Raw genomic sequence first — 11,036 nt, forward strand, 5'->3', positions numbered from 1 at the left:
CAGCCCCCTGAGCGTTTTTTTCGAGGCGCTTCGGCGGGGCTGTCGTAGTCCGTCCGTTACAAGCGCAAGCACTTTTCACCTCGGGCCTTGCCCGCGCATTACATTTCTCCGAGCCACTGTGCTCAACCCTACCTTTGTCCTTCGGCTGCCAACGAGCAGCTCAGCTAGCGCATCGCGTCAACGCTTCCCGTTTGCTGTGCCGACAGCAAACGCAGTAAGCACGACGCGGTGACTTCACCGCTTTCCGCGGCTCGATCATCGGGAGCATCCGCCAAAGGCAATCACGTGGTTTTGCGCGTCACTGCTTCGCATAGCGTAGCAGTGACGCGCTATCGCGCACCCCTCTCGCCCGCGCCACGTAAGGCGCCCGTCTCAGGACGTGATAGTTAAGCGCACGTCAGCGCGTCGAACCGGCCAACCGGCGAACGACAAACGACCTCATCGGCAGCAGTACCCCGGCCACAACAACCCACCTCCAGGTGGCGGCCCACAGCTCCCTAAACGACAGCAGGATCCGGCTCACTGGAGCGACCCGGCGCAACACAAAACAACGAACGACGACGAACAACACAACGATGAGAAGCATGAGCAAGCCCACGCCACCACCGAATCGATCACCCTCGCGACCACGATCGATAGAAGTAAAGTTCATGGATGCCTCGCTTCACAAGGGGGCCGCGACCCTAACCCAGCAGAAGATGCTGACCACTTTCAAAGCGTTCGCCGCGCATGCCAGGCAGCGGCGCTATGGCGATGTCGATCCCGCCACCGTCACGGAAAAGCAGCTTCGCAACTATGTCGGTGCTCGCATCGAGGCCGGCATCACGCCGCGCACGATCCAGAACGAAGTGAGCCATCTGCGCCGCGCCTTGCGCGGCACCGGCCGAGGAGACTGGGCGGATGCCGTCACCAATGCACAGCTCGGCGTGCCGGCCAGCACGCGCATCGGCACCGGCCGCGTGGTTGATGCGCACGTGCTTGCGCACGCCCTTGAGCACGCACCGGCCGACACTCGTGCGTGGATCCAGCTCGAGCGCTGCTTGGGCTTGCGGCGCGAAGAGATGATCGAAAGTCACAAGAGCCTGAAGCAATGGGAGGCGGCGCTCTCACGTGGCCAGAGCTTTATCACGATCCGCCACGGCACCAAGGGCGGGCGCGTGAGGGATACGGCGATCCCAATGCCCTACCGGACGCGCGCGTTAGCCGCAGTCAGGGCGGCGCTGGAAGTCACGGCAACGCGACCATACTTGGTCGACGCGCCGACTGCGCGCGCAGCCCAGAAGCAGGTCCACGACCGCTTTGCGGCCTTGGGGTTGATGGGCAAGGACTCCGGTCACGCATTGCGCCGAGCTTTCTGCCGTGACAACTATGAGCACTACTTGAGCGAGGGCTATAGCGTTAAAGAAGCGCTCGCGCTGTGTTCGCGTGATCTCGGCCACGGTGAGGGCCGCGGCCGCTGGGTTTGGAACAACTATCTGAGAGCGAGTTATGAGCAACAGCAAACCTGAATTCACGACCGCTCATCGATTGCCCAAGGGCAGCGTGTGGAAGGTCAAGGTCGAACTGGTCGGTGGCACACGGCTGGAAGGGCTGTCGGATTCGGCCGATACGCTGCCGCGGGTGAAGATCTCGCGCGAGGCGTTCGAAGCGCTGAAAGGTCTTCGACATCGCGGTGAGACGATCCGGGAGGCGGTGGAGCGGCTAATCTTCGCCGCTGCTGACCTTGCGACCAAGTAGTTCACTCGACATAACGACTTGTTGTCTCCGTTACGGCCCTTGCTGCGCTGCGGTAGCCGGGTCTCGGGGCGGAGCCCTGAGTCTCCCCAGCGGGGGAGGGACAAACTTTAGTTTGTGGCTACACCTGGCATCCTGTCCGCAATTTGCGTTGGCCGATTCACAGGGTTTAGGGAAGGTTTGAAGGCGCTTTGAGGGCGTCTTGGAGTTGCGCCGGATCCTTGTTCTACCCGTCGATAGGTGAGCGTGGCTGAGCTAATTTTTTGCGCCGGGGTGCCCGCTCGCTTCGCCCATCAAAGGGCGCACCTGCCGCTCTCGCCCATAGCCGCGCCCACCTCCCCGCCTGGGCTTTCTGTCCCGGCGTGGTGGCCAAAATCAACCGATCCACCGCCTTGTTCAAGTGACGCAGCGCGTAGGCTCGGTGCGGGTACGCGTGCACATAGGGGGTGCGCCTAGGCATGAGGGCCTCTAAGTTAGACGCTATCTAGCTGCTATCTATTTGCTAGCTTCGTAAGCCGCTAGCGCCTTCTCCATTACCTCCACCAATAGCAGACCGTCCCTGTTAGCGATAGCGCGTATCTGTTCATCGAACTCCGGCGTAACGCGGGTAGCGAACTGGACCGTACGGTTAGAGCGGCGGGCCGAGCGCCCGTCTATCTTTCGGGCTGGAGTAGGGGAGGGGTTTAGGGCGCTTGCCTCGCCAGAGGCGAAGCCGCTACTAGCCGGGGCAGTCTCCGGGGCATCAAGGTTAGGGCTAGCCTCGTCCATAGATGGCGGGGTAGCTCCTCCAAGGGGCTTACGCTTAGCCGCGAGTTTAGAAAGGTCCGCCATGATTACTCCGTCGCATCGATCAGGGATTGAATGAGGGCATCGGCCCGAGCATTGAGAGCGGCGTATCGGGTCTCCGTGATTGCATACCCGCCGTTCTGTGCTTGCCGATATGCGGGACGCTCCACGAGGCAACCGGATAGCACGCTGTACCCGGCCTCCCCGAGATATGCCCGGGCGTCCGCTTCCTCGGCGTCCGTGCCGATACGATTTAGAGCAAACGTCAGGCGGCCCGAGGGAATCCCGGCCTTAACCAAAGCGTGGAACTCGCGGACGGCGGGCCGGAGGTCATCAAGCGAGGCCCCGGTAGGTTGCACGACCAAGCTAGCGGCCTTGGCTATGTCTAGCGTGGCCTGAGAGGTCCGGGCGGGACCGTCCAGTATGAGAATGTCGAAATGGTCCGCCACGGCCAACGCCTGCGCCGCGGTCTTATACGACTCCACGGACACGGACGGCTCTATCGCCGCGTCCATCCGGGTTCTATGCCAGTCCACGGACGTTCCCTGTTGCGTGTCCAGGTCCGCCACCTTTACCCGCAGGCCGCCCGCTGCCGCTTCCCGAGCAAGCGCCCGAGCTAACGTGCTCTTGCCTACCCCGCCCTTCTGACTCACAAACGCTATCACGGAGGCCATTAGCGCTACCTAGAAGTTAGATAGCCGCTATCTTATATCTAGCTGCTACCTAGAGGCTCACCCCTGCTCGCAAATTGTTATTTGCCTTATTAGGCGCGATTAGAGGAGCCCGGCACATCGCCCGGCCCGAACTTAGGAGCGAACATGGGCTGGAAAGAGTGGTTAAAAAAGTTAAGCGGCGTACGCACTGCGTGCATAGCGCCTATAGCTTGGCCGTAACTTTATAAAAACACTCGGCCAAAGCATGAGAAGGGCTATAGATTGCACGTTATTTGTGCAGGTCGAATAAACGTTATATACCAACAGGTAGCCGGATGCGGCCTTACGGCTATCGCGGGCCTGAAACGATAGAAATACCAGGGGAGTGTGAAACGATACAGGGTAAATCGCTCGAATCCGACAGGTTCCAGTTATTTAACCCTTAAGTCCAAAAAAGAGGGGCGAATTCACGCGGGAAACCATCGGCCTAGCGCAAGAGCGCCCAAGAGGGATGGTACGTGGATTATTCATAGGCAGAGGAGGACTTTACTTAATGACGGATTGGTTTTCGATAGACCCTTTCCGGCCAACGCTCCTCGGGGTAGCGATATTCGTCAATTTCGAAACAAAGCATTTTGAGTAGATACGGTGCCCCTACGCACTCTATTGCACCGCTCAAACCATACTGCCAATGTGATAGAAAGCTACACTCGTCGTGGAAGGTATTCCCACAAGCTACGCATTTAACGAACCGCTCCCGGTACTCCGGAATCAGGGCTTTCGAGGCCCTATGGATACGGTCTAGCTCGGCCACCTCTCTGAATAAACTGGCGCTAGCGGTCCTTTGCATTGCGCCCCCGTTGCGCCATTCCTCGACGCGCTTTCGTGCTGCCACTATCCGAGTTCGCACAGCTTCTTCCCGGTCCGCTATGTATCCCATGGCTTTCTCCTTGGATAAACATACCGTTGTGCGCGCGCGTAACGCGCCCGAGGCTAGGACGGGCCGGAATTGCTTCCGGCTACTCGCCTATTCTCCCACCTTGGGGAGCGCCTTCCAGGTGCAAACGGAGGGGCATTCCGAACGCTTTAGTAACCCATAGGCCCCAGCCATTTCTCTGCATTCCCTCGGCCTGCATTTCCTCTATCGTTTTACACCTTCTGCATGATGGTAGATAGCGGCCATTCGGCCCCACGGAACCATACGGGCCGGTGGCGTCGCTGCGCGTGATAATCCGAGAGATAGGCAACGGGCTTGTCCAGCACGGGGATAACCGACGACCTAGGTATGAGGATTGTTAAGACAACGTGTCTCCTCTCCGCGTCCAAGTCACTCTCTCAGGTTGGACGTGGATTTAGCCCGCCTCTCCCCGGTGTGCGGGCTTTTTCTTGTCTTGGCCAAATGAGCGGCTATGCTTTTACTGCGTCCTTGGACACGGCGCACTGTTGTAAGAATCGCGTTTAGCCCGCTTCGGCGGGCTTTTGTTTGTCTGATTTTTGCGTGCCACCGTCGATACACTGGCTTCGCACTAACTTTAGTGCCTCGGAAAGTTGTGACTCATGCCCGCTTCGGCGGGCTTTTTTCTGTCCGCACGGTCCCTCGCTTATCCCGCGCCCGCCCGTGCACAACTGTGCTGCACACACTGACGTGTGCACAGCCCGCTACGCGGGTTCCACAGTTGCACCCCGGCTCCCCACGATGCCTCCCCTCCGGGCTGACGCGCGCTTCGCGCTTGCCTTGATAAGACAGAGAATCCAAACCTTCCACCGACCGCTATGGCTCGCGTCCGGGGCCTGCAAACCTCCGCTATTACATAGATAGAGAAGCAAACGCCCGCAAACCCTTGTCGCGCCTAGATCGTCGAGACAGAAATTGGAACTCGAAAGACAGATTTTGGAATTCACGAGACAAAAATAGCTTGTTTTTTGTCTTTTAGCCTGACATCATGTGTCCACTTGAGCGACAAAATTAGGGCTAAAAATGTCTGTCAACCTCCGAAAATTGGAGTACTCGCCTACTGTCAATCCTTTGATTGAACCGCAGGCAATTAAGGTGCAACGGCGCTATGTTCGTACGCGGTCTAGCCACGACCTACTTGACCCTAAGACCGGCGAGATTAGCGGCGTTGCGACTATCCATATTGTGGAGGAGCGCGATGACGCGGAGTTTGTGAAGGTGTTCGCAGACGGCGTTAAGGCCGCGTTCGGCCTGACTCTTACCGGCTCGCGCGTGTTCCAAGCCGTGCTAGACGTGTACCAAAACACGGCTATGCGGGGCGGTTACGCGGAGTCCGTGGAGCTTTTCTGGTTTGACGGCAAGTTGGACGGGCGCGCTCTGGATATGTCTGAAAAGACGTTCCAGCGTGGCCTTAAGGAGCTTCTTGAAAAGGGGTTCCTGTATCCCCGTGCGCCGTCTAGCTATTGGGTCAATCCTGCCCTGTTCTTTAAGGGAGACCGGGTAGCGTTCGTAAAGGAGTACGTGCGCCGCCGTAGCGACGACGATCGCGAGCAACGCGAGGCCGTCCAGGTTGACCACGAGGAAGCGTGAGCCGAGCCAGTACGGGGAATGACCTCTATGTAGCCATGTACAACCGAGGAGATAAAGTGGAACAAGATTCAGGCACGGACATTACCCTGCGCATCTACCGTGCGCCCTCGGGCCAATGGTGGGGCCGCTTGATTGTCGGCGGGGAGGAAATTAAGCGGATAGGCTATTGCGCTAGCCCGGAGGCCGTGGAGCAAGCCGTACGGGATACGGGCCTGTACCCGGACCATATAGAGGTGTACTAGGCCGCTTCAATCCGCGCTAGCCTGCTTTTCGCGGCGTGCCGAAGTACAGGTAATACAGGTTGCCCGCCGCTTTTGACCATCGCCGCGCCCATTGGCCCGCCTTGGCTTTCTCGGCGGGCGTGCTCGCCAGAACCAACTGCGATTTACCCGCAAGGCGGCTACGTACCCTAAAGCCGTATGACAGCACACGGCAGCGCAGTCGGGGACGTGGCCGCAAGCGGCTTCCCGCTCTGCAGATAACCAAACGCGAGGCCAATTTGTGGCGCTTCGGCTTTGGATCAAGAACGCCATGCCTGCCTCCAATGACCTTGCCCTGCTTTAAGCATGAATCCGTGCGCTGGCGAGTCTCCTGCGCGAGTCCAGCTCGATCAGTAGCGCCTTGGTGCGCCGGTCAATTGCGCGCCAAGCCCTCCAAGCCCGCTGCCATGGCCCACGCCTTGACCCATTTCATCGCGCGCTTTTTTGCCGCCGATGTGGTAGCAAGTAGATACCTGTCGATTGCTCCGCTGAGTCGGCACAGCGCATAGGCCCGGCGCTGCTGTTGATCGCGTTTCATGACTAGTTCCACAACGAACTCGTTCTAGCCTCATACGCAATTCAAGCGCCCGAACCTATCCGCCGTTTTTCATGAATTCTTGAAAACAAGAATTTAGCAATTCATTAAGCTTCATATCTCGGTCTAGCGCGGCCTGCTTAAACGCCTTAACGAACTCGGGTGGCATACGAAATTGGAGGGGAACTAGCTCGGATGATGGCACAACGCCACGTTGCCTAGAGGCACTCTCCGGGGCCGCCTTGCGCGGCGTGAGGGTGTCCGCCAAGGGGTTACTTGCCTTAGCCATTCGCTACCTTCCTTGCTTTCTTGTTTTCATGAAAACTTGATTTCACGCAAGACCACAGGCCCGCTATCTCTGCCGCTGCGGGCGTCTTAGCACCTAGCTCGGGCGCAGTGCGACCCTCGGTCATTGCCATGGCGTACGGCACGCGGTCCGCGATAAATGCCTGCGCTACCCGTCCGTGTCCTGAGAGGACGGCCACGGTTTGTGCCGTAATGCTGGCCTGGGCTTTCGCCTGCGTAATGACGAACAGGAGAGGCTTACCTGCATCCTTAACTTGCTCTACGGTCTCCGATACGGCCCATAAATCGGCAGGGGAGGGGCGCACGGGGATTAGAACAAGGTCCGCCAAATGGAGAAGGGCGGTGTTTTGGTCCGAGAGTGCTGGGGCAGTGTCCACAAAACAATACGCCGCGCCTTGCTTGTCGAGAGCGTCTAATGCGGCCCGGAGCTTGGTAAAAGGAACGTCCGCCCGCTGTGGGCTATCTACGGCCCGGTTCTCATGCCAACGGCTCAAGGTCCCTTGCCGGTCGGTGTCGATAATCCATGCGGGGCCGTCCCCTGCGTGCTCTGCTTCCACGGCCAAGTGCGATACGAGCGTTGTCTTACCGCTCCCGCCCTTCTGACTCGCAACAACGATTGTTTTCATGAAAACAACCTTTCCTTATTTGCTGTTTTCAGCAATGTAGCAAAGCATGGAGCCTGTCAAGGAGCACACAAGAAAAAAATCCCGCCGAAGCGGGACTGCGTTACTTCATGAATTTCATGGCTTGTTTAAAGGTGGATGCGCTCAACCTCATCGAGGCTGATGTCATCATGACGCCGGTCGTAGAGCTGGGTGGTGCGAGTCGACGCGTGATTGGCCATCGCCGCGGCGTTCTCGAGTGTGCCGCCGTTTTTGAGATACGCGGTGATGCCGGTCGCGCGGAATGTGTGATTGCCGATCGGGGTGACAATGCCGGCGGCTAGCGCCCGTCGCCGCACCATCGCATAGGCGTTCGCCTGCGGCAGCGGCGTGATGCTTAGTTGTCCGGTCCCGCGTGCAATGGTGCAAAACAGCGGACTCTTAGGTTCGTCGCGTAGCCCCGTCTGGCTCAAATACGCATGCAGGTACGCTTCGAGCGTGTGATGACAGGGTATCGCGTGTGCCTTGCCGCCTTTCTCGCGCAGCCGCACCCACAGGCGCCGCTGCTGCACATAGACATCCTCGACCCGCATCGCGAGCGCCGCCCCCACGCGCGCGAACGAAAACACCATCAGCGCAATCAGCGCCCGATCCCGCAACCCGATCGGCGTCGACACATCGATGCTGTCGAGTAGCTGCCGCGCTTCGCTCGCGTCGAGCACCGGCGTCTTGCCCTGCTTTGTCGTGTGACTCGGCCCGCGCACCGACGCGGCTGGATTGTGCGGCACGACTTGGCCGGTGACGAGCCAGTCAAACAGGTGGCGGATGGCCGCCAGGCGCTGCTTGACGGTCGGCGCAGCGTGGGTTTGCGTCAGAAGCTCAGTCCAAGCCGCCACATGCAGCGGTTGCACCGCGGTGATGGATGTCACGCCGGCGCCGGCGCACCAGGCGAGAAAATCCCCCGCCGCGCGCGCATACGCGCGCCGCGTGTGCGGGTTGCGAATGGCCGAGACGAAGAATTCGAGGAAGCGGAGGCTGGCGCGTTCGCCCGCCGAGGTCACGAGCAATGAGACAGCCGGTGCCGCAGCGACAATTGATTTCATCGGCGTAGGTCAGTGCAGCGTCGGCTTGTTTGAACCGATGCCGGGATTCCGGGCGGCTTGGGTCGCGTCGGCCTGCTCGTAAAGTCCCGCCCGACATTCGGCTTTGATTGCGGCGACGGTCGATTCGATCAGCGGGTGCCCACGATAGCAGGCCACCGTCGCATCAATCGCGGCTTCGACTTTAAGAACGGCGGCCTCAATGCTGTGGAGATCTTGACTGTTGACCTCCACCTCGATCACAAGGTCATCGAGCGCCTGCAAGGCGGCAATGACCTCGGCCGGCGGATCAAACGATGGTGTAGTCGTCATGATGCCCCCTTTGGACGCCAATAAACCATGTCATGCGCGCAAGCTCGTAATAACGGCGTCGTAGGCGAGCAGCGTCTGCGCTGCCTGGCTGGTGTCCACAACAGCGCCGACTGTGCCGCGGATCTCGACCCGGCCGCCGTGGTTGAACACCGTGCCGAACACGCGGCCATCCAGCGTGGCACGCGCGCCGGCTTTGATGATCACATCGCCCGTGACGACCCCTCTGAGCAGCAGGAGTCGGCAACCGGTCTGAACCGTCACATCGCCGGCCACCCGACCTAGGACCTCAAGGTCACGGTCGACGTGCAACGGTCCCTTGATGATGCCGCCGAGGATCTCCATAACCCCGTCCTGTTAGTTTGATAAAGGACATTATCATATATAGAACATAGGTAAGCGGCACGCGCCGTGCTCCCAAAAGCATGGGTTTCAGAACAGGAGCAGCATGCGGCGGTTCCTAACGACTATCTTCGCAGGAGAGCGAGATATCGAGCGATCGTCGTTACGTATCGCCCGACGGCTCCGGGTTCAGGGTGCCATCAGCGACCGCGAGACGCGCTTATACGCCCTTATGATCCTTCTGGGTGTAATGCTCATCGCGCTTGCGCCGATTTTGCTGATCAGCGGCATCTTGCTCTTAGGAACACGACGATAACTGGCCTCAACGCACGGAGCAGTTGGTAAGTGCTTAATTTTTGTTCGAGACAAGTCATCCCGTAACGTCCCGACAGCTTCCCCGGCTGGAAGGACACGAATCTGCGCATTCGGGTGAAGCTGACGAGCCAGCGCGACCGCCTGAACTTGGTCGCACACAATCGTCACGGCAACGCCGCCACCTTCACACGGCACTTCGACCCGCCAGCCCCCATCATGAGCGGGCCGAATGATGATTTCGGCGTCATCGGCGCCTTCTGCTGTCAACACCGTGTTAGTCGCTCAAGCGGTAATTTTGTACCATCCAATTTAGCTGACAGATCCGAGCTTTCCAAAGCAGAAACTTGACATAGACGCGTCACAGCTTTGCAATCATGCCAGTAAGGTTGCCAGTTTTAGCAATGCTTCGCGCGGGCGCCCTAGTACGAGTAGAGTCTCCACGTGAACACACACTGCACGGATGATCGGATCATTACTGGCGATTTCTACGATGAGATCTAGAAGCGCCCGCACGTCAGTTGTGACTTCGCATAGTACTGCTCGTGAGCGATCCAGTGGCATCGGTTCTTCGATCCGATTTAACATGGTCTGTATCAAGACTCCTAGATCGTCGTCATTAATCGTTCTCGTGTAACGCCTGATTCTTTGCATGTTTATTCCATCCAAACGAAATTAGAATATGCGCCGATTTATGTCGTTATCGGAAAAGATCAAGATACTACTTCTAATTTCTCAATGGTTAGCTGGATGCACTAGGTAATTAAAGCTCCGGAAAATTCAAGTCGCCGTTGACGACTTCTTCGCCGCGCGCCTTCGCCGCTCGAACAGCCACCTCTATCGTCTCGAAAGGCCCAATGGTATCGGCTCCATCATATGGAAAAAGCAATTTGCCGTCGGTTTTCCTGATGACCTTTAGCTTTCCGAAGAAGCCACTGGCTATCGACCCATAATATGTAGCATAGATCTCGTAATCATTCTTGTTCAAGCCCGGCGTCGGTGGTATAAATCGGGCCGGAAAGAAAACCAACTTAGGACGCTTGCCACTGCCTCTGTTCATATTCTTTCCGACTTGATTGGCCGGCACCCCTTCTGCACAGTAGGATCCGACAATTATAGACAGAATATTATTTGCGAATAAAGAATGTACAAAAGGTATACATTATTTAAAAAGTTATTAAAAAAACCGCCCGAGGGGAAAGGGCGGCATAAACATGCTTCCTGAGAAGCATGCGAGAGAAGTCAAAAATTTAGCATCTTTTGTTTACGAAATCATTTAACTTACTTTTAAAGAATAAATTTTTAGTTGGTGCATGTAGTATCCACAAGAAGAGTCCTGTGTTAATCTTAGGATGTTTTGTGTGTCTTAGACGCATCGACGTTCGATCGAGCTCCTTGGCTTGATCCATTTCTTAAGACGGGCACTTTGCCCGCAAACCGCTTACGGCAAGTGCATCGGAATAGTCCGCCCTGCACAGCCCCCTGAGCGTTTTTTTCGAGGCGCTTCGGCGGGGCTGTCGTAGTCCGTCCGTTACAAGCGCAAGCACTTTTC

11 protein-coding genes are annotated in these 11,036 nt (G+C 57.8%); 3 read left to right on the forward strand and 8 right to left on the reverse strand.

Annotated features, from left to right (window positions below):
• Positions 1–397: 397 nt before the first annotated feature.
• Positions 398–652 carry a hypothetical protein gene (locus AWB72_RS29035; protein ID WP_159459422.1) on the reverse strand — a complete coding sequence of 85 codons (255 nt, stop codon included), beginning with the start codon at positions 650–652 and terminating at the stop codon, positions 398–400.
• Between AWB72_RS29035 and AWB72_RS28035 the strand changes: the two genes are divergently transcribed.
• Both AWB72_RS28035 and AWB72_RS28040 read left to right on the forward strand, forming a co-directional pair.
• The gene (locus AWB72_RS28035) at positions 651–1,508 is read left to right on the forward strand and encodes an integrase domain-containing protein (protein WP_159459423.1); all 858 of its coding nucleotides are present in this window, start codon (positions 651–653) and stop codon (positions 1,506–1,508) included. The two genes, AWB72_RS29035 and AWB72_RS28035, sit on opposite strands and share 2 nt — an antisense overlap.
• Positions 1,489–1,737 carry a hypothetical protein gene (locus tag AWB72_RS28040; RefSeq protein ID WP_143754725.1) on the forward strand — a complete coding sequence of 83 codons (249 nt, stop codon included), beginning with the start codon at positions 1,489–1,491 and terminating at the stop codon, positions 1,735–1,737. The genes AWB72_RS28035 and AWB72_RS28040 overlap by 20 nt, the downstream gene beginning before the upstream one ends.
• An 830-nt stretch (positions 1,738–2,567) precedes the next feature.
• On the opposite strand, the gene AWB72_RS28050 is transcribed toward AWB72_RS28040, so the two are convergent.
• The gene (locus tag AWB72_RS28050) at positions 2,568–3,194 is read right to left on the reverse strand and encodes a nucleotide-binding protein (protein WP_087129169.1); all 627 of its coding nucleotides are present in this window, start codon (positions 3,192–3,194) and stop codon (positions 2,568–2,570) included.
• Positions 3,195–5,151: 1,957 nt separating this feature from the next.
• Here AWB72_RS28050 and AWB72_RS28055 point away from each other — a divergent pair.
• Complete coding sequence (locus AWB72_RS28055) at positions 5,152–5,718, forward strand: replication/maintenance protein RepL (protein ID WP_087129171.1); 567 nt, start codon at positions 5,152–5,154, stop codon at positions 5,716–5,718.
• A gap of 633 nt (positions 5,719–6,351) precedes the next feature.
• On the opposite strand, the gene AWB72_RS29040 is transcribed toward AWB72_RS28055, so the two are convergent.
• From AWB72_RS29040 to AWB72_RS28095, 6 genes are all read right to left on the reverse strand, one after another.
• On the reverse strand, positions 6,352–6,516 hold the full coding sequence (locus tag AWB72_RS29040; RefSeq protein ID WP_159459424.1) for a hypothetical protein: 165 nt from the start codon (positions 6,514–6,516) through the stop codon (positions 6,352–6,354).
• 278 nt (positions 6,517–6,794) lie between these two features.
• Positions 6,795–7,445 carry a nucleotide-binding protein gene (locus AWB72_RS28070; protein ID WP_087129175.1) on the reverse strand — a complete coding sequence of 217 codons (651 nt, stop codon included), beginning with the start codon at positions 7,443–7,445 and terminating at the stop codon, positions 6,795–6,797.
• 125 nt (positions 7,446–7,570) lie between these two features.
• On the reverse strand, positions 7,571–8,524 hold the full coding sequence (locus AWB72_RS28075; RefSeq protein WP_087129176.1) for a tyrosine-type recombinase/integrase: 954 nt from the start codon (positions 8,522–8,524) through the stop codon (positions 7,571–7,573).
• A gap of 9 nt (positions 8,525–8,533) precedes the next feature.
• Positions 8,534–8,833, reverse strand: a complete 300-nt coding sequence (locus AWB72_RS28080; protein WP_087129182.1) for a YuaX family protein — start codon at positions 8,831–8,833, stop codon at positions 8,534–8,536.
• 30 nt (positions 8,834–8,863) lie between these two features.
• The gene (locus AWB72_RS28085; protein WP_087129178.1) at positions 8,864–9,175 is read right to left on the reverse strand and encodes a bactofilin family protein; all 312 of its coding nucleotides are present in this window, start codon (positions 9,173–9,175) and stop codon (positions 8,864–8,866) included.
• Positions 9,176–10,247: 1,072 nt separating this feature from the next.
• Positions 10,248–10,544, reverse strand: a complete 297-nt coding sequence (locus tag AWB72_RS28095; RefSeq protein WP_087129180.1) for a DUF6723 family protein — start codon at positions 10,542–10,544, stop codon at positions 10,248–10,250.
• Between the last annotated feature and the right edge of the window lie 492 nt (positions 10,545–11,036).

Source organism: Caballeronia concitans (assembly GCF_001544615.1).
Classification (GTDB): Bacteria; Pseudomonadota; Gammaproteobacteria; order Burkholderiales; family Burkholderiaceae; genus Caballeronia; species Caballeronia concitans.

What these genes read in the sequence shown, in the direction of transcription:
- AWB72_RS29040 (WP_159459424.1), bottom strand. Translation starts at nt 6,516, where the DNA reads ATGAAACGCGATCAACAGCAGCGCCGGGCCTATGCGCTGTGCCGACTC.
- AWB72_RS28035 (WP_159459423.1), top strand. Translation starts at nt 651, where the DNA reads ATGGATGCCTCGCTTCACAAGGGGGCCGCGACCCTAACCCAGCAGAAG.
- AWB72_RS29035 (WP_159459422.1), bottom strand. Translation starts at nt 652, where the DNA reads ATGAACTTTACTTCTATCGATCGTGGTCGCGAGGGTGATCGATTCGGT.
- AWB72_RS28050 (WP_087129169.1), bottom strand. Translation starts at nt 3,194, where the DNA reads ATGGCCTCCGTGATAGCGTTTGTGAGTCAGAAGGGCGGGGTAGGCAAG.
- AWB72_RS28055 (WP_087129171.1), top strand. Translation starts at nt 5,152, where the DNA reads ATGTCTGTCAACCTCCGAAAATTGGAGTACTCGCCTACTGTCAATCCT.
- AWB72_RS28095 (WP_087129180.1), bottom strand. Translation starts at nt 10,544, where the DNA reads ATGAACAGAGGCAGTGGCAAGCGTCCTAAGTTGGTTTTCTTTCCGGCC.
- AWB72_RS28075 (WP_087129176.1), bottom strand. Translation starts at nt 8,524, where the DNA reads ATGAAATCAATTGTCGCTGCGGCACCGGCTGTCTCATTGCTCGTGACC.
- AWB72_RS28040 (WP_143754725.1), top strand. Translation starts at nt 1,489, where the DNA reads ATGAGCAACAGCAAACCTGAATTCACGACCGCTCATCGATTGCCCAAG.
- AWB72_RS28070 (WP_087129175.1), bottom strand. Translation starts at nt 7,445, where the DNA reads ATGAAAACAATCGTTGTTGCGAGTCAGAAGGGCGGGAGCGGTAAGACA.
- AWB72_RS28080 (WP_087129182.1), bottom strand. Translation starts at nt 8,833, where the DNA reads ATGACGACTACACCATCGTTTGATCCGCCGGCCGAGGTCATTGCCGCC.
- AWB72_RS28085 (WP_087129178.1), bottom strand. Translation starts at nt 9,175, where the DNA reads ATGGAGATCCTCGGCGGCATCATCAAGGGACCGTTGCACGTCGACCGT.